The sequence below is a fragment of the Laspinema sp. D2d genome (genome assembly GCF_025370755.1).
Classification (GTDB): Bacteria; Cyanobacteriota; Cyanobacteriia; order Cyanobacteriales; family Laspinemataceae; genus Laspinema.
This window is the reverse complement of sequence record NZ_JAMXFC010000010.1, coordinates 33,216-56,567: the sequence shown is the minus strand read 5'-3', so window position 1 is coordinate 56,567 and position 23,352 is coordinate 33,216. Positions and strand designations below refer to the sequence as shown.

At 47.6% G+C, this 23,352-nt stretch carries 17 protein-coding genes; 10 read left to right on the top strand and 7 right to left on the bottom strand.

Annotated features, from left to right (window positions below; all coding sequences use genetic code 11):
- Positions 1–96 precede the first annotated feature (96 nt).
- The 3 genes from NG796_RS09315 (at position 97) to NG796_RS09305 (ending at position 7,206) form a co-directional block, all read left to right on the top strand.
- Positions 97–3,036: a Calx-beta domain-containing protein gene (locus NG796_RS09315; protein WP_261206078.1), complete on the top strand. Its 2,940-nt coding sequence runs from the start codon at positions 97–99 to the stop codon at positions 3,034–3,036.
- 819 nt (positions 3,037–3,855) lie between these two features.
- Entirely contained in the window at positions 3,856–4,932 is a 1,077-nt protein-coding gene (locus NG796_RS09310; RefSeq protein ID WP_261206066.1) for a fatty acid desaturase, read from the top strand.
- Positions 4,933–5,283: 351 nt separating this feature from the next.
- Entirely contained in the window at positions 5,284–7,206 is a 1,923-nt protein-coding gene (locus NG796_RS09305; RefSeq protein ID WP_261206057.1) for a GTPase family protein, read from the top strand.
- A 369-nt stretch (positions 7,207–7,575) separates the two neighbouring features.
- Here NG796_RS09305 and NG796_RS09300 read toward each other — a convergent pair whose 3' ends face one another.
- Entirely contained in the window at positions 7,576–7,818 is a 243-nt protein-coding gene (locus NG796_RS09300) for a DUF4278 domain-containing protein (protein ID WP_261206055.1), read from the bottom strand.
- Positions 7,819–8,337: 519 nt separating this feature from the next.
- On the opposite strand from NG796_RS09300, the gene NG796_RS09295 reads away from it, so the two are divergent.
- The 3 genes from NG796_RS09295 to NG796_RS09285 all read left to right on the top strand — a co-directional run bounded on the left by NG796_RS09295 (position 8,338) and on the right by NG796_RS09285 (position 11,619).
- Complete coding sequence (locus NG796_RS09295; RefSeq protein WP_261206053.1) at positions 8,338–8,661, top strand: hypothetical protein; 324 nt, start codon at positions 8,338–8,340, stop codon at positions 8,659–8,661.
- A 6-nt stretch (positions 8,662–8,667) separates the two neighbouring features.
- Positions 8,668–10,851, top strand: coding sequence for a pentapeptide repeat-containing protein (locus tag NG796_RS09290; protein WP_261206051.1), 2,184 nt, complete (start codon positions 8,668–8,670; stop codon positions 10,849–10,851).
- 249 nt (positions 10,852–11,100) lie between these two features.
- On the top strand, positions 11,101–11,619 hold the full coding sequence (locus NG796_RS09285) for a hypothetical protein (protein WP_261206036.1): 519 nt from the start codon (positions 11,101–11,103) through the stop codon (positions 11,617–11,619).
- Between the two features lie 68 nt (positions 11,620–11,687).
- On the opposite strand, the gene lepB is transcribed toward NG796_RS09285, so the two are convergent.
- The 3 genes from lepB to NG796_RS09270 all read right to left on the bottom strand — a co-directional run bounded on the left by lepB (position 11,688) and on the right by NG796_RS09270 (position 14,934).
- Positions 11,688–13,166 carry a signal peptidase I gene (gene lepB / locus NG796_RS09280; RefSeq protein WP_261206034.1) on the bottom strand — a complete coding sequence of 493 codons (1,479 nt, stop codon included), beginning with the start codon at positions 13,164–13,166 and terminating at the stop codon, positions 11,688–11,690.
- Positions 13,167–13,522: 356 nt separating this feature from the next.
- A complete protein-coding gene (locus tag NG796_RS09275; RefSeq protein ID WP_261206030.1) occupies positions 13,523–14,296 on the bottom strand; it encodes an SDR family oxidoreductase in 774 nt (257 codons plus the stop codon).
- A gap of 11 nt (positions 14,297–14,307) precedes the next feature.
- Positions 14,308–14,934 (bottom strand): 4Fe-4S single cluster domain-containing protein, encoded by a 627-nt coding sequence (locus NG796_RS09270; protein ID WP_261206019.1) that lies wholly within the window; start codon positions 14,932–14,934, stop codon positions 14,308–14,310.
- A 56-nt stretch (positions 14,935–14,990) separates the two neighbouring features.
- On the opposite strand from NG796_RS09270, the gene NG796_RS09265 reads away from it, so the two are divergent.
- Positions 14,991–15,632: a transaldolase family protein gene (locus NG796_RS09265; RefSeq protein ID WP_261206017.1), complete on the top strand. Its 642-nt coding sequence runs from the start codon at positions 14,991–14,993 to the stop codon at positions 15,630–15,632.
- Between the two features lie 95 nt (positions 15,633–15,727).
- The gene (locus NG796_RS09260) at positions 15,728–16,633 is read left to right on the top strand and encodes a hypothetical protein (RefSeq protein ID WP_261206275.1); all 906 of its coding nucleotides are present in this window, start codon (positions 15,728–15,730) and stop codon (positions 16,631–16,633) included.
- A gap of 93 nt (positions 16,634–16,726) precedes the next feature.
- Here the strand turns inward: NG796_RS09260 and arfB are convergent, their stop codons facing one another.
- The gene (gene arfB / locus NG796_RS09255; RefSeq protein WP_261206006.1) at positions 16,727–17,140 is read right to left on the bottom strand and encodes an alternative ribosome rescue aminoacyl-tRNA hydrolase ArfB; all 414 of its coding nucleotides are present in this window, start codon (positions 17,138–17,140) and stop codon (positions 16,727–16,729) included.
- 228 nt (positions 17,141–17,368) lie between these two features.
- Between arfB and NG796_RS09250 the strand changes: the two genes are divergently transcribed.
- On the top strand, positions 17,369–18,352 hold the full coding sequence (locus NG796_RS09250; protein WP_261205992.1) for an SDR family NAD(P)-dependent oxidoreductase: 984 nt from the start codon (positions 17,369–17,371) through the stop codon (positions 18,350–18,352).
- A 14-nt stretch (positions 18,353–18,366) separates the two neighbouring features.
- On the opposite strand, the gene NG796_RS09245 is transcribed toward NG796_RS09250, so the two are convergent.
- Positions 18,367–19,443, bottom strand: a complete 1,077-nt coding sequence (locus NG796_RS09245) for a hypothetical protein (RefSeq protein ID WP_261205982.1) — start codon at positions 19,441–19,443, stop codon at positions 18,367–18,369.
- A gap of 81 nt (positions 19,444–19,524) precedes the next feature.
- Positions 19,525–19,788: a hypothetical protein gene (locus tag NG796_RS09240; RefSeq protein ID WP_261205980.1), complete on the bottom strand. Its 264-nt coding sequence runs from the start codon at positions 19,786–19,788 to the stop codon at positions 19,525–19,527.
- A 303-nt stretch (positions 19,789–20,091) separates the two neighbouring features.
- Here NG796_RS09240 and NG796_RS09235 point away from each other — a divergent pair, with 303 nt between their 5' ends.
- Entirely contained in the window at positions 20,092–23,349 is a 3,258-nt protein-coding gene (locus tag NG796_RS09235) for a DEAD/DEAH box helicase (protein ID WP_261205978.1), read from the top strand.
- The last annotated feature ends 3 nt before the right edge of the window (positions 23,350–23,352 follow it).

Below are 23,352 nucleotides of genomic sequence, written 5' to 3'. Positions count from 1 at the left end.
ATTTTAAATGCCAGATCGTGCCGACGCCCCGCTTCGCGATCAGATGCATTAGGGTGCATTGGGGCAAGCACAACGGGTTAATAGGAGGATTAACGGATGACGTTCATTTTTGGGGATAATCAAGGGAATACTTTAATAGGTCCGGATAGTGAAGATACTATCATTGGCGGTGACGGGAATGATTCTATCCTGGGCAATGGTGGAGAAGATATTCTCTTTGGAGGGGTGGGGGAAGATACCCTAATTGGCGGTCCCGGGGCGGATATTTTTGTCTTAGGATTGGGCACAGATAGAATTGTTGATTTTGAAAAAGGGGTAGATAGACTGGCCGTTTCTCGCACCTTAAGATCCGCACAAATTCGCCTCGAACCAATTTTTGATCCAACGGACAATCGGAATCCGAATGCGGTGGCGATCGCCACTCAATTGATCGTCTTCCAAAATGGCGATCGCCAGGTGATTGGGGAGGTATTCGGGTCGATTAATTTGGATGCTACGGATTTTTTAAATGAAACCCTAGACCCCCTCTCCAGTATCGTGGAGTTGAGTGCGGCCAATTTTACAGTTCAGGAAGGGGTTCCCAGTGTAGAAGTGAGGTTACTTCGCACGGGAAACCTAAGTGAGGCGGCCAGCGTGACGATTCTGCTAACCGATGGAACGGCGATCGCCTCAGCCGATTACATCCCCGGTTCTCGGGTAGTCACCTTTGTCCCCGGACAATCTCAGGCGGTGGTGACCCTGCCAATCATTGATGATCAGATTGTGGAACCGACGGAAACCTTCAATTTGAGCTTAGTCAATCCCACAGAGAATCTGGGAGTTGGAGGGCGATCGCAATCCACCATCACGGTTTTAGATAATGATATAGCACTCTCGTTGGGTGAGCAAACCTTTACCCAAAATGACCAAGGTGAGGCGATCGCCACGATCACAGTCCTCCGCAGTGGGATAGTAGAGGGTACAGTCGGTGCAACCCTCAATCTCTCTCCCGATATCCCTATCCCTCTCAATGATCTCAATACCCGGCAGATTCCCCTCAACTTTGCCCCGGGAGTCACCGCACAAACTATCACGATTCCCCTCGTCAATGAACTGATTGCCGCAGGGGTCGAAACCCTCAGTTTGACCCTCACCTCTCCCACCGGAGGCACAACCCTAGGCACAACAAATACCGCCACTTTCACCCTGATCGATAATACGGTCAATCCCGTTAGCATACAGTTCAATCAAACCAACTTTCAAAGTGGGGAAGATGGTATCCCCCTTGTTCCCGTCACCGTAACCCGCACAGGTTCTCTCAATCGTCCCGTTACCGTAACCCTTGCCCTCGCCGGGGAGACTGCAACTGCACCGGCGGATTTCAATAATACCCCGATTTCCGTAACTTTTGCCCCGGGAGAAACGATCCAAACTGCCTCACTTCCTATCATCAATGATAGCAGTTTAGAACCTGATGAAACCTTAGCCCTCACGTTAGTTAATCCCACCGGAGGCGCAACCCTGGGAACCCCGAATACCGCCACATTTACTATCCTTGATAATGATGCGGCGTTGCAGTTTACTCGCCCCGATTTTAGTGCCGTCGAGGACGGTACCCCCATCCAACCCGTTCAAGTTCAGCGCATCGGGTTTACAGGAATCCCCACTGGGGTTACCATTGGATTACGTGATGCTACGGCTACCGCCCCCTTGGATTACGACCCCACCCCAATTTCTGTAGAGTTTGCACCGGGGGAAACCCTCCAAACCGTAGAACTTCCCCCAGTGGATGATGACATCCTAGAACCGGATGAAACCCTCAATCTAGCCTTACTGAATCCCACCGGCGAGGCAACCCTGACCGAACCGAATACGGCAGTATTCACGATTGTTGATAATGATGTGCTATTGCAGTTTAGTACAGGGAACTTTGTGGTCAATGAAGATGGCACAGCGATCGCACCCGTAACCCTCACCCGGGAAGGCCGACTGGAGAGCGCCTTTTCCGCCGCAGTCACCCTCACCGATGCCACGGCGACTGCTCCCTTGGATTACAATAATACCCCAATTCTTGTCAATTTCGCCCCCGGAGAAACCGTCCAAACCGTTGCCGTTCCCATTGTTAATGACACCGAAAGCGAACTCAACGAAACCCTCCAATTAACCCTCACTAATCCCAGCACAGGGTCACGAATTGGCCCGCAAAATGCAGCAACTTTGGCGGTTTTAGACAATGATATCCGCGTAGAATTTAGTGCGCCCACCTTCATCGTCGCAGAAGATGGCACCGAAATTATCGCGGTCACCGTCACCCGCGCGGGAGGACTCCATCTCCCTGCCGGTGTCACCCTAGTTTTAGGGGATGGGACCGCCACAGCACCATTGGATTATGATAATACCCCAATTCCCGTCACCTTTGCACCGGGAGAAACCGTGCAAACCGTGACCCTTCCAATTGTCCCTGATGCGATCGCCGAAGTCCCAGAAACCCTCAATCTGGCCTTAGTCAATCCCACCCCCGGGGTAGAAATCGGTACCCAAAGCAGTGCCAACCTCGTCATTTCCCGCAACGATCTACCGGCCTTACTCAACTTTGAAGGGGTGAGAAATTTAGACCCTGTAAGCGGATTTTATGGCGATCGCGGGATATCTTTTTCTGGCAACGCCTTGGGAATCATGAGTAACGATGCCTTAGATGCCTTGGGATTTCCCGATGAATTCGGCGGTAATTTTGCCCCTCCCCCCAGCGGTACAACTGCCCTCACTTATGGAGAAGAGGGGGCGATCGTCATGAACGTAGAAGGAGGATTTGACAATCAACTCTCCTTCTTCTATGCCTCCCCCTTCACCAGTCACACCGTCACTCTCTATGATGGATTAGGCGCATCTGGCAACATCTTGGCATCCATTCCCTTATCCACCACTGCCGCCGGTTCCTTACCTCATGTATATGGAGAATTTGAGCAAGTAACCCTTCCCTTTGCCGGAGTCGCCCGTTCAGTTAGTTTCGGCAGTGTTCCCAACAAGCTTATCCTAGATGATATTCTCCTCGGATAATGTTTCTCATGTTCGTAGTTCCGTCGTTACTACGAACATGAAACAACAACTGAAGGGGTTACTAAAAAAAAGGGAAAGCGGCGATCGCAGGCCCAAAGTTTGAGACACTCCTTACATTCAAAACCACTGCCCATTAACCCTTCGATAAACAGTGCTAAATAGTGCGAACTTTACTCCTGTATCCGTTGGTTTCCTCAAACTTTTTGGTCTGACAACAATATTTTAGAATAGGGCGATCGCCAAGTGTTGTTACCCTCATTAGGATTAATCAGGGTTGATGCAATTTAGTGAATTTCAAGGTCAGGAGGCATTGTCTGCTGTAGCCGTAACTGCTAAGGTGGCTTAATGAGTTCAGGTGATTGATGATGAGTGATTGGTTATGAGTGATACCAGTCAATACCTTTAACCAATTTCTTTTTATCAAATTACCTATTGCCAACTAGAAATCTTTTTTATGACTGCGATCGGGTATCCCGAGGCAGAAATAGGCAGAGGTTATGAGTTTTAGGCAGAATAATTCATAATTTTGAAATGTTTCTTAACAATTCAGCTCAAAACGGGTTAAAATGAATTCCGTTTATCGGCTGCGTTTTTCATCTTCCGTCTCCCGGAAGTTTTTTATAAAGCGTCAGGGAGTTCTGAGGGTTTTCAGACCCGTGGGGTTCAATCCGTTAGATCATGAGGAGAACCGCATCGGGGACATGAATGGACTGAATAACGAGGGTCTCCTTGGGAAAAGACTTTGAAGCCTTTCCAGGCTGAAAGGGACGGGTGAAAGGTGAAAGGCCGGTTTGAAAATCAGGTAAAAGCGGAAATTTCGTGCAAGCAAACACAGTTTTTAATCAGACGACGGGTACAGTTTCACAGACACCAACCCAAGAGTTACCCTTTACTCTTCAGGATGTGAAGGCGGCAATTCCTGCCGAGTGTTTTGAACCCTCGATATTCAAGTCGCTGAGTTACTTTTTTCTGGATATTGGGATTATTGCGGGACTGTATGCGATCGCATACAATCTGGATTCCTGGTTCTTTTTCCCCATTTTCTGGGTGATGCAAGGGACGATGTTTTGGGCATTGTTTGTAGTGGGTCATGACTGTGGTCATGGCTCTTTTTCTAAGCTCAAATGGTTGAATAACCTAATCGGACATTTGTCTCATATTCCCATTTTAGTGCCTTACCACGGTTGGCGGATTAGTCATCGGACCCATCATGGGAACACGGGAAATTTGGACACAGACGAAAGCTGGTATCCGGTATCTGAGGAAAAATATAATCGGATGCCTTGGTATGAAAAGCTATTCCGCTTTTATTTACCCTTACTCGCCTATCCGCTTTATCTGTTCAAGCGATCGCCCGATCGCGACGGTTCCCATTTTCTCCCCAGCAGTCCCCTGTTCCGTCCCTCGGAAAAATGGGATATTGTGACCAGTTCGGTCCTGTGGGTGATGATGGTCGGATTTCTCGGGGTACTCACCTATCAATTTGGGTGGGTGTTTTTGGTTAAATATTACCTCGTACCCTACATCATTTTCGTGATGTGGTTGGACTTAGTGACCTTCTTACATCATACCGAAGATGATATTCCCTGGTACCGAGGAGAAGATTGGTATTTTCTAAAAGGTGCGCTTTCCACCATCGATCGCGACTATGGATTTATCAATCCCATCCATCATAATATTGGCACTCATGTGGCGCATCATATTTTCTTAAATATGCCCCACTATCATTTAAAGACAGCAACTGAGGCGATTAAACCCCTGTTAGGTGATTATTATCGCTCCTCTAGCGAACCCATTTTAAAGAGCTTCATTCGCTCTTATTTGTCCTGTCATTTTGTGCCAAATAATGGGTCTAAAGTGTACTATCAATCTCCCTGGAAGACCGAATCTAAATAACTAGAAATAGTCCCAATCCCTTGGAGTTGGGACCGTTGGCAAATGGCCCGCCTGTGCGGGCTATTTTTTTGTTCTGGATTGTAAAAACCCGCAGGCTGTTCGCGTGGCGTTCCGTAAGGAAAGACTGGGGCTATATGGACAAAGCCAGCGGGCGCGGGCTACTCATATAGAATTCGGCATTCAAAGATCTATCAAAACCCCCAGGCTTCAGCCTGCGGGTTTTTTTATTGGGTTTAGTCTAAAATTGGGGGGAAGACTGGATGCACCTATCCTGTCAAACTAGACCAATGTAGGCGCTGTTCACTCTATATCAATTTAAAAAATCCAATTTATTTCAGGAGGCAGAGATCAATGGTTAGATTAAAAACGTGGCAATGGGTTGTTTTAGCCTTGCCGATCGCCGCGATTGTCAGCTTTTTGCTGGTGGCAGCCGGAACCCAAATTCATGAATGGAATCTGAACTGGATTTGGGCAATTTTCACCCTGGTTTTAGTCGGGTGGCGATGGTTATTAGTGCAGTGGACTCAACCGATGATGGCGGAAATGGAAGCAGCGATCGCCCAGGTGAATCAGGACATCGAAGAGTCTAAGCAACAAAACACCGGACCTACTGCGGATGAAGCCACTCAAAAAGCTGAAATTGCCTTACAAAAAATCTTAGAAACTTCTCGGACTGACCCGCCGATTTGGGAGGATTTACAAATCTTTGGAACGCGATGTCAAGAAGTCGTAACGGCCATTGCCTTAATTTATAATCCCCAAGTTAAATATCCCCTGCTGAATATTTACATTCCCCAAGCCTATGGACTGATTCGAGGGACTGTGGATGACATGGACCGCTGGATGCAACAACTCTCCCCAGCCCTCAATCAAGTCACTGTAGGACAAGCTTTTGAAGCTTATGAAATGTATCGAAAATTGGAACCTTCGGCGCGCAAATTGTTCCAAGTGTGGAACTGGGTACAATGGTTTGTAAATCCTGCGGCAGCGGCTGCCCGAGTGGCTTCCCAGGGTTCTAGTAATCGCGCTACGCAAGAATTATTAGTAAATTTGGGACAACTGTTGCGAGAGGCGGCATTACGGAATTTGAGTCGGCAAGCGGCTACTTTGTATGGGAAGCGGACTGTATTACCTGAGACGGCTTCACCGCTGTCTACTCCCGCTTTACCGAAAGCCAAAACCCAAACCCTGCGAGAGATTATCTCCCAAGCAGAACCTGTGGAAACGATCGCACAAAAACCCGTGAATATCTTGTTAGTCGGGCGCACAGGGGCAGGAAAAAGTAGTCTGATTAATACGTTGTTCGATAGCGATCGCGCCGAGGTAGATTTGTTGCCGAGTACGGATTTAATCTCTAACTATCACTGGCAGAGTGAGGGCGGGGAAACCCTGATTTTATGGGATACCCCAGGATATGAACAAGCCAAACGGGCTGATTTGCGAGAAATGGTGCTCGACTATGGCAAAACCGCCGATTTGTTATTGTTAGTCACCCCCGCGATGGATCCGGCCCTGCAAATGGATGTGGATTTTCTCAAAGAAATCAAGGCAGAGGTATCGGATTTACCGGCGATCGCCGTGGTGACTCAAGTTGATCGCTTGCGTCCGATTCGGGAATGGAATCCGCCTTATGATTGGGTTTGGGGAGATAAACCGAAGGAAAAATCGATTCGGGAAGCAACTCAGTATCGCACTGAACAATTGGGGGAATATTGCGATCGCATTTTACCCATTGTGACCCAAGACTCACAACAAGGGCGAACGGCTTGGAATGCCGATACCCTAGCGGTGGCCCTGATTGAGGCGATCGACCCGGCGAAACAACAGCGTCTCGCCCGATTTTTGCGCGATCGCGAATCTCGGATTGTGACCGCAGCTAAAATTATTGATCGCTATACTTTCCAGATGGCAACTACCCAAGGATTGACCTCGTTACTCAAGAGTCCTGTCCTCCAGTTTATTTCCACCCTTTCCACCGGGTCCCCGACCCTCGCCTACGCCTTGGCCGAACAAATTCCTGTAGAACAGTTACCCATAGTCATTGGTAAACTACAAATGGCTTATGACTTATTTAATTTGTTGAATACCGACGCTAAACCCTATCAGTTTGATTTGCTTTCCCTGTGGCCCTTGCTGCGCGAGAATCGGGGAACCAGCGATCGCAACGCTTGGGCTTTCGGTCATGCTTTAGTCGAATATTGGACCCAGAAATTAACCTTAGAACAATTGCGATCGCGTTTTGAATCCTATTTAGAGCAACAACCGATATCCTGAAGGGTGCAGGTTTGGGTCGTTACGCCGTTTAGCGGAACAAAACTCCGTCATTTGGCGGATGCCCGGGAGGAAAACTCCCGGCCATAATACAGATTAAGAGAGTCAATTATAGAGAAAGGAACTGCCCCAGTTAAACCAAATAACTGGGGTTTTTGCTTTTTAGGGAACTCCAAAAAATAAAATCTTCTATCAGAGATCCCCCCAACCGATTGGCGTTCTTAAGGGGGGCTTGAATAATTCGGCATTACTTCTAATGCAGAACTTTTTTTATGGAAATCCCTTATGGCCCCAGTTAAACCAAATAACTGGGGTTTTTGCTTTTTATTCAGGAGAGAGTCGCTGGATTAACAGCCTGATTTTAAATGGAATTTAAACTAAAGCCGGTTGTAATGGCATGGATTCAAGGGCGTTTTGCGGTTGTCCAACTGCCGGATCTAGGGAATAGCTAACTCCTCGGTACTGAAGGGTCACCGCAGGGGGTGCAGAAATTTCCGATTCAGAATGAAGAGAATAGCTGAGTCCGCGATATTTGGCTTGGAGGGGAGATTGGGTAGCAGGTACAGAGGCAGCAGTAGAGGTTTGATAGGAGATACCGCGATAGGATAAGTGCATTAGTTTTCGTGGGGGGTGAATGGGTTGTTGCTTCTATAATGCGCCAGGGAGATGGGGAGTAGTGTGATACCCCTCTCACTTTTGAGTAACTTTGATCGCTTCAATTCTGGGGATTAATCACCTGTAGCTACGATCGCAATCACAGGCACCAAACAAACCCTGGCCTTTAAAGGGTGAGGGATGGAGTTAACCCGATAACGACAATAAAAAACCCCCAAATTTTTGGGGGTTCGCCATGCACATTTCTCAATCTCTATCAATCCTACTGTTCACCCTTGAGAAAGAAATCCGCCAAAGTGCGGATTTCTAGGGGTTAAATGTACCTATTTTTGCCAAAATTCCTCCTAAATTTCTTCATCATGAGGGTTGGCAAAACCCATCAATCGTCTCAAATTTTCCAGAGTCATCTCGTTCAAACCGCCTGATTAGACCGAGGTTCGCTACAATCACAGGAGCAGCTTCCCCAGTCTCATGGGGGACTGGAGTTCAATAGCATCCTCCTCGAATCATCGAAAACTTATGAATCCTCAAGAACGCCAAAAATTAACGCGCCAACTGGAAGATTTAGAGGCGCAAATCCACCAAACGCAACCCTTGCCCACCTCGACCCCGGACGCCCCCTCCTTAAAATCGGTCTATCAACAGTTAACTCTGTGGTATCAAGGGCTGCCTGATGGGGGGAAAGTGGTGGCGATCGCCGTCGGGGGAGTCTTTGCCTTATCTGCCGTGAGTACGGTCTTAAATTTGGTTCGGTTAGCCTTTACCTTGGCCGCCGTTGGGGTGTTAGGGTTTGTCGGATATAAATTATTTTTAGCGTCCAAATCCTCCAACCCAAATCAATAAATCAGAGTGACCGGGAAATCTAAAGACCCAAAGCGAACTGGACCCAAGGCCCAATCGACTAAAAAAAGCAAACCCCCGACTCAGGGGAAAATCCACCCCGTACCCCTATTCCCCCGTCGGTTGGCTGCGAGTACGGTAGAACTGGCGCTGATTGCTGTTAGCGCCCTAGTTCCCCTGTCTTTGGGATGGCACGCCACGCGGTATCTGAATGTGCAACCTGTCCCCCTGAATCCGGTTCTGATGACCCTGGAACGGGCGATCGCCCAGACCTTGGCCCTGCCCCCAACTTGTAACCATCCCCGAAAACAAAGCTGCACCCGTCTGGTCCCTCCCCTCGTCAATTTCCTCTGGACAATTGGCCCGATCGCTGCCTTAACCGTCAGTATTTGGCAATTATATCTACTCGGACTCACGGGTCAGACTTTACCGAAGCGCTGGTTGCGCCTCCAGGTGGTGACGGATTCGGGAAAAGCGCCCGGTTTTGGGCGTGCACTATTGCGAGAGGCTGTAGGCCGCTGGGGAGTAACCCTCACCAGTGCCTATCTGATCTGGCTGATCACCGGCGCTGTACCGGACTTAGTAATCTTAGGAGTAACAACGGCCTTGATGGTGGCCTGGGATGGACTCTGGAGTTACTTTGATCCCAAGTCCCGCACCCTGCACGATCGCCTCGCTGGAACGTGGGTCCGCAGTAGCCGACACAGCGTTTCGGGACCTAGTAGAAAAATGAACAGCAGCAACTCAAAACCGGCGGGGATTCAGTTAGAGGCAGGCGGCCCCCTTGAACGGATACCGGAATCAAAACCCTTGTTCGATCAGGGATGGAATAGGATTCGCCTACACAGTAGCGCCAAAAAAGCTCTGGCATTAGGCGTGGGGTTGGCGGCAATTTTGGGAACTTTCGTCACGACTCAACTTTATATCCAATCCCAAGAAAATGCTCGGACTCAAGCGGCGCGGGATCAGGAAAAGTTTCTCACTTGGGTCCAGCAATTTGCACCGGATGAACGTCAAGGTGCGATTCTGGGATTAGCGAGTTTCGAGAATCCCGAGGCACAGTATCAGATTTTAGCGGATATGCTGGCTTTGGAAACCGATGCGGCTCAATTGGATGTTCTCCAGCAAGCCCTAGTCAGCAGTGGCGAGCGATCGCTCCCCTATTTGCAAAAATTAAACCAATCCACCCGCACAGACCTGGATTCCCTGCGTTATAGCACCAATGAGGAGCAGTTGGAAGTCGTGCAACTGCGACTCCAAGCCACCCAACGGGCGATCGCTAAACTCCTCCACCTCTATAGCACGGAGTTCGACACCCTCGATCTCAGCCGCACTCATTTGGGCCAAGTCACCACAGAAGCGGCCCCCTTCACCTTGGTGTTAGAAAAAACTGACTTATCTGGGATTCGATTTCGGGGGACGATTTTAAGCCATGCCAGTTTTAAAAGTAGTCAATTTTCCAGTCCCGGACCCGATCGCCGTTTCGGAAGTGTGGATGACCAAAAAGCCGACTTGACTGCCAGCATTCTCACCGATGCCGACTTGACGGGAGCATTTTTGAGTCATGTTATTCTCGCCTATAGCAATCTTAGTCGCGCGAAACTCGATCGGGCGAACCTCTCCCATGCGCAACTCACCGGGGCCAACCTTAGCAGTGCCCAGGCGATCGGGGCAGATTTGCGAGAGGCGGACCTCACCAATGCTACCTTGGTGGGTGCGCAGTTAGGAGAAGCGAACTTAAGCGGCATTCTTGCTATCGGTGCTCGGTTCCCCCGGGTGGTGGCAACGGGGGCGACCCTGGCAAAGGCGAATTTAACGCGATCGGACTGGCAAGGGGCAGATTTGAGTCGGGGGAATTTCACCCAGTCTAATCTTCAAAATGCTAACTTGAGCGAGACCCGATTGGCCGGTGCAAATTTGAGTTTTGCTCAATTACAAAATGCTAACTTTCACCACACTGATCTCACCTCGGTGAATTTTCAAGGGGCGAATGTAGAAGGGGCCGATTTCCAAGGGGCCGTGTTTTTCAAACCCCATAGCCAAAGTGGCGATCGCCTCTTGCAATCCACTGACCCTGCTACATCCGGATTTTTGCGGGGGGTTGATTTTAGCAACGCGCGAAATTTAGATAATAAACAAATTGTTTATATCTGCGCTCAAGGGGGAATTTATCCCCTGTGTTCCCAACCTTAAAAGGTGGGTTTTCCCCAGGGCCTCTGTTCCGAATGCCAGACCTGAAACCAGCTTGAGGGTTGAAATACGGAAATTTTTGAACCGGGTTAACCCGGGTTCACCCTTGATTCAGACCCTTGAATTCTCTGGGTTTTGCCGTTCCCGAGGGGATAGGGAAACGGACTGGGTGATGTTCCATCGATTCAACTTAAGCTAGAATCGACGGAACATTGGAAGTATTCGTTTTTAGTGGGATAGAGGAGTAGGGAAATGGAACGTCTGAAAAAAATTGGATCGACTTTGGGTGCACTCATGTTAGGGACCGGCGCGATCGCCAGCAGTTTAGCCCTGGGGAGTCAACCGGCATCGGCTCAAGCCGCGTATGGGAGCTATATTGGGATTGGTGGATCTGCTGGAATCAGCGAACTCGATGGCGATCGGGAAAACGCTTTTTTACTATCAGGCCGCTATAAACTGCTCCCCGTGCCGATTTCATTACGCGCTCAGGCATTTTTTAGCGGCGATGGGACCGCAGTCGTTCCCACCATTTCCTACGACTATCCCCTCACCTGGCAAACCGATATTTATTTGGGTGCAGGGGCGGCCCTCGCCACTGGGGATACTCCCGTGGGTCAAAAAGTCAGCTTTGCCATTCAACCCGGGGTAGATTTCGCGGTTCCTAATACCCGATTTATCGTCTTTGGGAATGCGGTGATTGCCCTCGATGCTTATGACGATGAAAGCAAACCCGCCGTTTCTGTCCAAGGCGGCGTCGGTTTACGATTTTAAGCCGGGGCGATCGGGTGGAGTGTTTAGAGACTTGCTGGGCAGGTTTCTAAACACTCCCCTACCCGGATTTACCGCAATGGTCCGATCCGTTCTGGAGGCCAGTATATTTTATACGCCTTGCCGATAATGTGATTTCTCGGTACATAGCCCCAAACGTGAGAATCAAAACTATTGTTACGATTGTCTCCTAATACAAAATAACTATCTGCCGGAACTACTTGCGGTTCTAAATTATACTGGGCCGGACCTTCAACATAGTCCTCAGAAAGCGGATCATTATTGATATAAATAATCCCATCCTTGAGCCGGAGGACGTCTAAGGGCATCCCGATGGTACGTTTGATAAATAAATCGCCCGCATTGGGGTCAAGAGTTTTCGCAAATTCCGGAGCACGGAAGACAATCAAATCGCCCTTTTGTGGAGGACGCCCCCGAGCTTTGAGCGCAAGGATTTGGTCCCCAGAACGGAGGGTGGGAATCATTGAATCACTGGGAATCGTAAACCGTTGTACAAAATCATGTTCGACCCAAGCGGGAATCAAAATCCCTGTGAGCTTGAAGGCGACAATTAAAATGACAATCATCACAATCGGGTCCTGGGAATGGAGGGCCGATCGCGGACAGGAAAAATAAGCATGATAACAGGCGATCGCATACAGCAACGGCGGAACCAGCAACCATCCCGGATGAAATCGGGCAATATTAGAGGCGACAATTAGGCTAATCATCAAGACTGCACCTAGCCCAAAGTTTCTTAAATAGATATGGCCTAGTCCGGGTAACAATTGAGATAAAAATACGGCAACCCAAGGATTATTTTTATTTCTTTTATTTTTAAGAACCCGTTCCAATCGTAAAAAAGAAAGGGTTTTAAAACATCGATGAGCATCGATAATATTGACCAAATAAATGCCAAGAATGGGCAAGACTAATCCCAAACTGGTTAGGGTATTTCCTTCGGGACTAAAGAACGCAATGACTGCCACAGTAATTAAAACGGCTTCAATCAAAATAATTCCCAACCCGCGAAAAATTTTCCCTGCATAAATCTGTCCGAGTCCGGGAAACAAGACGGATAAATTAACCGCTAACCACGGGTCTTTTTGGAGTTTGGCAGGGCGCGATCGCCTCCGTTGTATCCGATCACCGGAGGAGGACCGAGGGGTAACTCGGGATAATCCCCCTACAAAAGCATCTGTTTTGTGGTTATTTTGCGGTTTGCGCCGCCGGGTAGCACCGTTTCGCACATCAGTTCCATTGCCGAGGGCAAATTCTTCACTCCAAATCACTGAGCGATCGCGATTTTTGCCCAAAATCCGGACCCGCGCGATTGCCGGAATTTTCAGCTTGGTCAATAGTTCCCGAATCGTAGAAACGCACCGTTGCCGATGTTTGGGAGTCGGCGCATGAACACTGACGGACAATAAACCCTGATGCAAACGCACCTGTGCTCTCATGCCGTGGGGGGTTAAACTCTCATCAATCAAGGCAGCGATCGCCCGCAAATCGCCTTGTTTCGCTTGTGCTTTGAGCTTTGCCAGTGTCATGATGCTATTCCCCAAGATCTGGTACAGCACAAATCACCCCAACCCTCAACCCTCGCTAAGTTGAGAGTCGGTTTGCCGGGAATATTGCCCTGAATTGGGGGATTAGAGGTGTTGGAAAAGTCTGGATTGATCCCCCCAACCCCCCTTAAGAAGGGGGGCTTTTGAGGGTTCTGCGAAACGTTTCTAGTTAACCCTGTTGGGCGATTAGAGGTGTTGGAAAAGTCTGGATTGATCCCCCCAACCCCCCTTAAGAAGGGGGGCTTTTGAGAACTCTGTAAGAAGTTTCGGGTTAACCCTTCACCCTGAGTCCTAAATTGCATCTGTAGTCTGTCCTTCATGCGCATCTTTCATTCAGTTTAGCGTCGGCGATGAACAAGGGTCGCATTCGCCTGATCCACCGGGACAACTAACATTTCGCTAATATTCACATGGGGGGGTCGAGTGACAGAAAACAGCACTAAATCCGCAATATCCTCCCCAGTGAGGGGCGTTAAATCTTGATATACCTTGTCGGCGCGATCGCGATCGCCATGAAAGCGGACGAGACTGAATTCTGTTTCAACTAAACCCGGTTCAATTTCCGTCACCCGCACCGGAGTCCCGATTAAATCTTGCTTCAAACCGTCGGAAATCGCCCGGACAGCGGCTTTTGAGGCACAGTACACATTCCCACCCGGATAGGCCACCCGACCAGCGATCGAGCCTATATTCACCACATGACCCGCTTGCCGTTCCACCATCCCGGGTACCACTGCGCGAGTCACATAGAGCAATCCTTTGACATTGGTATCCAGCATTTCCTCCCAGTCATCAATATTGCCTTCATGGAGTTTGGATAATCCCCGACTCAAACCGGCATTATTGACTAAAATATCAATCTGATTCCAAGGGTTGGGAAGATTGGATAAGGTAGCGTCAACTGCTTGGCGATCGCAGACATCCAACCCCAAAACATGAGTCTGAATCTGATACTGTTGCGCCAGTTGAGTCCCTAATGCCTGCACCCGTTCCAAACGCCGCGCCGCTAAAATTAAGTTAGCACCCGCCTGGGCCAACAATTGGGCGCAAGCGGCCCCAATCCCACTACTTGCACCTGTAATTAAAACAATTTTACCCTTGAGGGACACCATAATTCTTGCTATCAACGGTTATCAATCACCTGTTTAAAGGTATCAGAGAAATGGCGAGGCGGTACACCCACCATCAACGCGGAATCATTTCTCAGGTGAATTTCCACATCCCGCAGACGAGAAGAAAATGCAGGCGCTTCACCTAACAACCGAGGGGTGAGAAAATGCACCCGTTGATTAGCAGAACCGCGCCACCCTTGGTTATCGTTGAGTTCAGGTCTATAAAGTCCATCAATTAACACATCAATTTGGGATAATACCCGGGCGATCGCTGGGTCAGATTTGGCCTGTAACTGTTCTAATGTAAACCCGGTATAGCAGATAATCGAACAATCCACCCCGGCCAAACGTGCAAATAATTCACTGAGTGCCTGCGCTTGTAACATCGGTTCTCCCCCAGAAACCGTTAATCCTTCCGTTCCCGGGACCGATAAAATCATCTCCGCCAACCGTCCCGGTTCCACCCAAGTCCCCGACACCTGGGGAATCCAATCTGGAGAGATACAACCGGAACAGTTAAAACAACAGCCTTGCACCCAAATTGCAAACCGCTGACCCGGACCGAGAGTACGGGTAATGGGACAAAGTTCGGCCAAGTTCAGTAAGGTCATGGGGTTAAGGGTTGGAATAGGGTCCATTGTCAAGATATGCCAATTTCCCGTATTTTTGGGATGGAACTGAACGGGAAAAAATCATGGCAATTTATTTAGATTCAGCGATCGCCGCAGAAGCCGAACTGGCCCAAAAAATGGGCTGGGTGAAAGGCATCACCACCAATCCAACCTTATTGGCAACCAGTGAGTTATCTCCCGAGGAGACGTTGAAAACATTGGTAACCCTCACATCGGGACCCTTATTTTACCAGCTTACAGCATCGGATTTTCAGGGCATGGTCAAAGAAGGCCAAAAAGCGCGGGATATTATCGGCGATCGCACTATTTTAAAAGTTCCCGCTACACCCATTGGGTTTGAAGTCGTCGCGCATCTATCTCCAGACATACCTTGTTCCGTCACCGCCATTTATAGTGCCGCCCAAGCCGCCGTCGCTAAGGAAGCGGGGGCAAAAATGGCGATCGCCTATGTCAATCGCGCTACCCGATTATTAGGGGATGGCATTGCCTTAGTGCGATCGATGGCTGATATTTTAAAAGGCAGCGATGTAGAAATTCTCGCCGCCAGTATTAAATCCCCAGAAGAAGCCGCCGCCTCCTTACAAGCCGGGGCGCATCACTTAACATTACCCCTCGCCATGTTGAGAGCCATTTCCTCCCACGAACTCTCGCAACAAACCGTAGAAGAATTCAATCACAAAGGCATCGGTTTAAATTTCTCATAACCGACAAAAAATTGATTTATAATAATAGGAGTGTACAGGCTTTGCCAAACCACTCCTATTTTCAATATCAGGGATATCCGCAATTAAACCAAATCATGACCCGAACTGCTCATGACCAATTTGCGAAACAATATTTAGAGGAATTATTAGCCTATCTGGGACAAGTCCAAACCAGTCGTGATGTTCCCAGTGAAGTGCGACAAATCGATGTCTATTTCGTTCCGGCTGCTACTCCCTCCACTGCACCAGAAACCCTGGGAGTTTTGGGACAAATGGCAGCTACAACCGGCTTGTTTGAAGTTTTTAGAAACCCACCCACCCCCGTTGAGATTAGAACCTGCAAACTCAAACTCTACTCCCTACAAGGAGACCTCTTGCGACAAGCGCGACGAGAGAAGAACTCCCTCGATGAATCCGACTTACCGCGACTCTGGGTATTGTCCCCCTCCTGTTCCGAAAGACTGGTGAACGGATTTGGTGCCCAACTGGATCAGTCAGGAAATTGGATACGGGGTATTTATTTTATGCCAGAATTTGAGAAGACCGCACTGGTGGCGATCGACCAACTCCCCGCCAACCTCAATACCCTATGGTTGCGAGTCTTAGGAAGAGGGACCACCCAACAACAAGCCGTGAATGAATTACTCTCTCTACCCCAGGGACATCCATTTCGGCGCAACTTGTTAGAAATTCTCTCAAACTGGCGCATCAACGTACAACTCAGGCAAAATCAAGATGAAGAAAATCGGGAGTTAATTATGAACTTATCCCCAGCTTATTTAGAGTGGCGAGAAGCCACCTTACAGGAAGGAATCCAACAAGGGGTCGAAGAACACCGGAAGAAAACAGTTGAAAATATTTTACGGTTTAGATTTGGTTCGATTGATGAAGAACTGATTTCCATTATTGAGGCATCATTGCAGGTATCCGATGAAGAATTAACTCCGTTGTTATTAACCCTTTCTCGGGAAGAGTTACTGCAACGTTTTAGCCGCTCATAGTCATTTGAGTTGAGTGGCATAAGTTTGCCACTCAATATCAAGTTTCAAAAAAATTACCTAAAATCAATCTCGCCTCTGTTTTAATCCGGATGATTAATCCATAACCGTCCGTCTCATCGCTTTAATCTGTCCCCGCTTTGTTTTGCTATCGAGGCGTTTGCGCTGAGAACTGCGGGTGGGTTTGCTTTTAAAACGCTTTTTAGGGACAGCAACCGCACTTTTAATCAGTTCTTGTAAGCGCATCAAGGCTTCATTACGGTTTTCTAACTGACTGCGAGATTCTTGGGCTTTTATAATAATGACACCCTCTTGGGTAATCCGATGATCGCTGAGAGTCAATAGGCGATTTTTATAGCGTTCCGGTAGGGAGGATGCTTTAATATCAAAACGTAAATGAATCGCGGTTGCCACCTTATTTACATTTTGCCCCCCTGCCCCTTGAGAACGAACCGCACTAATTTGAATTTCGTTTTCTAGGATACTGACGGTGTTGGAAATTTGTAGCATAATTTAAGAATAAAATGAGAATTTCACTGGGTTGGTTTAGCAACTTGTTAGAGGATTGGCAGCGGCGATCGCTATTCTATTATAGCCCATCGGGGAATCAGCGAGTTGGCGGAGATACCTTATAAAAATAGCCCGTGACTCAAGACCAATCACCACCCTACCTTAATGCTTGTAGTAAAATGATTCATTAATTAAAACATTCATAACCCAAATAATCATCAATTCATCATGACTAAATCACTAGAAGGCAAAGTTGCAGTTGTGACCGGGGCGACCAGGGGCCTGGGCAAAGGGATTGCCATTGGACTGGGGGAAGCGGGGGCGACGGTGTATATCACTGGGCGGAGTCTGGACCCGACGAGGGGAGAGGGGGAACTTGCCGGGAGTCTGAAAGAGACGGAAGCGGCAGTAGAAGCGGCAGGCGGGCTATGTATTCCCGTCCAGGTGGACCACAGTGATGATGACCAAGTGCGATCGCTGTTTGACCGGATTCAATCGGAGTTCGGACAGCTTGACCTGTTGGTAAATAATGTATATGCTGGGGTGCAAACCTTGATGAAGAGTCAGGGTCGCCCATTCTGGGAGAGTGAACCGAGTTTTTGGGATGCTTGTAACAATGTGGGTCTGCGAAGTCACTATGTGACCAGCGTTTTGGCGGCCCGCATGATGACTCCGCGTCAGCAGGGGCTGATTTGTACCATTTCTTCTTGGGGAGGGCTATCTTATATTTTCGGAGTGCCTTATGGGGTGGGTAAATCCGGTTGCGATCGCCTCGCCGCAGATATGGCAGTAGAACTCAAACCCTATAATGTTACCTCCCTCTCGATTTGGCCGGGGATTGTGGGAACGGAACTCATGTCCAGTATGGTGGATCAAATGGCCGTAAGTGAGACGGACGATCGCCAATTTTCAGGATTCCGAGAACGGTACAACTGGGAAACCCCTCTCCTCACCGGACGGGCGATCGCTGCCTTAGCTGCGGATCCCACGGTAATGCAGCATACCGGACGGGTGCAGATTGTGGCAGAAGTGGCGCAACGGTATGGACTGGTAGATGAAGATGGCACCTCCCCAGTGTCCTTGCGATCCCTACGCTTTGTCCTCCCTTTTGCGGTCCCTCAATTGAGACCTTATGCTGGACTCGTTCCCAATTTTAATCTGCCTTGGTCTCTAATGCTGCTGAGTCGGTTAGGTTCACCCCGTCTGGGTTGAAATCGGATTTTCCCTCAAAAGGTGATAATGGTTTTTTCCTGCGATCGCTCATGTTGCTGTTGAGCACTCCTTAATTCCTGATCCAGTTCAGATAAATTCTTCTGAATCTTCTCAATTATAGCCTCAATTTTAGGGCGATTGATGGGCAATTTTTGCCCTAATTCTACATCAGTTTGATAATGAATTTTTAAATGGGTAATTAATTCATGGGTTTCTTGTTGATAGCAATTAAAATCAGTAATGGCTTGGGATAATTCTTCTTGAGCATTCTGGTAGGCTAACTGCTGTTCCTCTAATTCTGCTAACAACGGCAGCAACGCGCTTCCTAGGCGTTGTCGTTCCGTTTCGGTTAAGGTAATCAGTTCGATAGTTTGTTGTTGAGTTCTGGTTTGTAAGGTGGAACGGCGCAGTTTTAGTCTTTCTAATTCTTGGGAAATGTTGTGATTGAATCCTTGAATTGCCGCAATTTTCGCCTCAATTTCTGCTTGTTGACGTTTGAGGGTTTCTAGCTGATTGCGATCCTGTTCTAGGGCAGTTTCTCGGTTAGCAATCTCTCGCCGTAAGTCTTCTAAATTCGTGGTTGTTAATTCCTGTTCAATTGCTGTGAGTTCTGCCTGCGTCTGTTTTAACTTTTGTAAAGTTTCCCCTGCTTGATGGAGTTCTAATTCCCGATGAAATAGGGTCTCCGAAGCGGCTAAAAGTTCGGCTTTTTCCGTAGTAATTTGCTGAATTTCGGCGGTGCGATCGCGGATTTTATCGACTAATGCGGGAGGGGTGGTGAGTAGAGGCAACCACGGGTTTAAAATCGTCAGTTGGGTTTGTAGGGTTTGACTCAGAGCGATCGCCAAGGATTCTAAAGTCTCTGGATCCTCTGTTTCCAGCGATCGCAGCAACTCTGGGGGAAAAATGGCCTCCCAGAGTTTCATTCCCTGTTGTACAAATTCAAACGGAAGGGTGACTGTTTCAAATTGATGAAGAGACGATAAAAAATTCGTCTCTCCATCTTCAGAATCTAAACCTAAATTCTGAATTTTCTCTAATAAATTGGCGATTTTATTGAACTGCTGTTCTAGGGTTTTTGGGCTGGTCATGTCCTGGATCGGGTAAATTCCTTTTTCCAGAATACAGAACAACCGAAACAATGCATTGAACGGAGGATTAAAAAAGCGGTTCTAGCGGCGATTCACTTCAGCTTTGGAATGCTCTGGGGTAGTCAGACTGGCTGCGGTTGTACGATCCAGGTTTTCCTGTTCCCATTGGATTAGATCTTGCAGGGCTTTCCAAGAGGGCGTAAAGGCGGGACTAGCGAGAGAACAGGATTTCCAGGTGGCTTGAACGGGAACGTTAAGTTGTTGGCAAGCCCCACCCCGTCTTCCTTCCGGCTCATAGTACCGACAATTTCGACAGCAAGAAGTTAAAGAATTTAAGGGGTTCATAGCAATGTTTTCTTTAAAGGTCTGTTAAAGATTGAACCCCGTTTTCTATACAGTTACTGCGTGAATTTATACCGTTTTAACCCAAATTTTATTAAAAAATGTAACAAATTTCTTTGAGTCCCTACTATCATGATACGGCTTAATACCAACTAAAATGTAACCCAAGATACGAATCAAGAGATTCTTTCCCAGTGAAATCTCTTTCAGGGTTGTCCGTGATTTTCAGTTGGGGACTGGCAATCTAGGGTTCCTGAACTTAGATTAGTCACCGAAGCGCGATCGCCCCTTGCGCGATAAGGGATTATGGTACTCTATAAACTACCCCAATCATCAGGGGCATCTGTTGCATCTCTCCTCGGCTGCCTTGCCGGAGGACATCCCCTAACCTCTCAACCTTGCGATTTGTGTATGAAAATCCTTCATGGCACCTGGATCCCAGATAACACCAGCGAGTTCATTCGTCAGGGTCAATTTTACCTCTGGGTTGAAACGATTCCTAAACCCAGCCGTCAAAAGCCCAGTTTACGCCATCCCGCCCATTTAGAAAAAGCGGAGTTGGCGGAATTTTTGCGGTCTAATTTGGGAATTCCTGAACTCCGGGAAAATGGGATTAAAAAGCGGATTTCATCTCAATATTTTATTCTTCCCACCACGGGGAATCACCCCTTACCTTCCGTAGAACTATTTCGCTACCTCGAAGATGAACCCCCAGAAACTTATGAATTTCATCCTTGGGAGATTGATTGCTATCATGTCGAAGATATTGTCAAGTGCGACACGGTAAAATCGGTCACTAAAACCTTAAATGATTTACATTTTATCGCCATCAATAATTTAGCAGAGGTTCAGCTAGGCGCAGATTTAATGTTTTGGTATCAGTACAGTCAAGTCTTTAAACAAATTATTCTCAAAGACCAATACATTCCAGCTTTAAAATATGCCACCCTAAGCTCCACCACTGGAAAAGGGAAAAAATCAAAAACGGTTCAAACTGACGAATATTACTCGACTTGGGAAATTTTATCCGCACAATATGAAACCGATATTCAGCAGTATAGCGAGGCCATGCCCTTGGCTTGTGTTGCTGGGTTTTCTGCCATCCCCCAACCTTTAGAGTTTTACGAAAAGTCCAGTTTGCTGCGGCATTTTTCAGAATGTTTATTAAATAATTTGGTTGGCGAGACTCCTATTCCCCAAACCGTCTCTAAACAGTTTAATGACTCTTTTATCTACACCTGTCACAGTAACCCAAGAAGGCCAGATATTTCCCGAGAGACTTACCAGCAATGGTCTAGTTGGAAAGAACGATTATCCGGCGCACAATTAACCGCCCCCTTTTACCTCTGTTTTCAACTCCAAGAAGGAACCGCAGACCAGCCCGAACAGTGGCAAATTAATTTTATAGCCTCTTCTAAAAAAGACCCTTCTTTGAAACTTCCATTAGAGGAGTATTGGAGTTTAAGCAAAACGGAGAAAAAAACATTTTACAAAAACTTTGGGGCAGACTTTGAAAAAAATCTACTGTTAAATTTGGGCTATGCCGCCCGGATGTATCCGTTACTCTCAAAAGGGTTAGAAACGGACCGCCCGACGGGGTTAGAGTTAACTTTGGCGGAAGCCTTTGAGTTTCTCAAAGAAAGTGCCTGGATTTTAGAAGATTCCGGTTATAAAGTGATCGTTCCCGCTTGGTGGACACCGGAAGGACGCCGACGTGCAACCCTGCGCCTGAAAGCTTCTTCTAAAAAGAAATCCGCAGGACAAGGGAACAAAGGGCTATTTAGTTTACAGCAGATTATTCAATATAAATATGAGCTTTCTATCGCTGGACAGCCGGTGAGTGAACAGGAATGGCAGCAACTGGTGGAGGCGAAAACTCCCTTAGTCCAATTTCGGGGAGAATGGATTGAGTTGGACGCAAAAAAAATGCAACAAATGCTGGAATTTTGGCAGTCTCATAAAGATGAACAGCCGGAAATGTCCTTACAAGAGTTTATGCAGAAAATCAGCGATGCCTCCGATGAAATTGAAGTTGACCAGGATGAAGTTTTAGCGGAAATGATGGCTAAACTTCGAGATAGTAGTCGTCTGGAACCCATTGAAAATCCAGCGCAATTACAAGGAATGTTGAGAGAGTATCAAAAACGCGGGGTTGCCTGGGTCCAATATTTGGAACAGTTGGGACTCAATGGCTGCCTTGCTGATGATATGGGGTTGGGAAAATCATTACAAGTAATTGCCTGTTTGGTGTTAGAAAGAGAGGGAGGAGAGAAACCGTTACCCACGCTATTAATTGCACCCACTTCAGTGATTGGCAACTGGCAAAGGGAGATTGAACGGTTTGCGCCTCATATTACTTCAATGGTGCATCATGGCAGCGATCGCCTCAAAGATGAGGAAGAATTCAAAGCGGAAAGTTTAAAATATGATGTGGTGATTACTTCGTTTACTTTAGCCCGCAAAGATGAAAAACTATTTAAGGGGGTAAAGTGGCATCGGGTTGTCGTGGATGAAGCGCAAAATATCAAGAATCCGCAAGCGGCACAAACCAAGGCGATCGCCAAACTTCCCTCTACCCATCGCCTCGCCTTAACGGGAACCCCCATTGAAAACCGTCTGTTAGATTTATGGTCGATTTTCAATTTCTTGAATCCGGGATATTTAGGGAAAGAAGCCCAGTTTCGCAAAGGGTTTGAAATGCCCATTCAAAAAGACAATGACCCGATTAAATCCACGACATTAAAACGATTGGTAGAACCTTTTATCCTGCGTCGGGTGAAAACTGACCGTTCGATTATTAAGGATTTGCCCGATAAAGTCGAACAGAAACAATATTGTAACCTCACCAAAGAACAGGCTTCTTTATATGAAGCGGTGGTTAAAGATGTCGCAGAACAGTTAGAACAAGCGGAAGGAATTCAGCGCAAAGGCTTGATTTTATCCACGCTGATGAAACTGAAACAAGTTTGTAACCATCCGGCGCAATTTTTACAAGATAACAGTGAGTTTTTACCTTCGCGATCGCACAAATTGGAACGACTTTTGGAGATGGTAGAGGAAGTGATCGCCGAAGGAGAAAGCCTGCTAATTTTCAGCCAATTCACCCAAATTTGTGAGGCATTAGAGAAATACCTCAAACAAACCTGCTATTACAAAACCCACTATCTACATGGGGGAACCCCGCGTGAAAAACGGGAAAAAATGATTGCGGAGTTTCAAGACCCCGAAACCGAACCTTCCATCTTTATTCTGTCCTTAAAAGCCGGTGGGGTGGGGATTACCCTGACGAAAGCCAATCATGTTTTCCACTTTGATCGCTGGTGGAACCCGGCAGTTGAAGATCAAGCCACCGATCGCGCCTTCCGAATTGGGCAAGAAAAAAATGTATTTGTTCATAAATTTATTGCGATCGGAACCCTGGAAGAACGGATTGATCGCACCCTGGAAGATAAAAAGCGCCTCTCCTCGGCGATCGTCGGCAATGATGAATCCTGGCTAACGGAACTGGATAACGACAGTTTTAAAAAACTGATTGCCTTAAATAAACAAGCAATTTTGGAGTAAAAA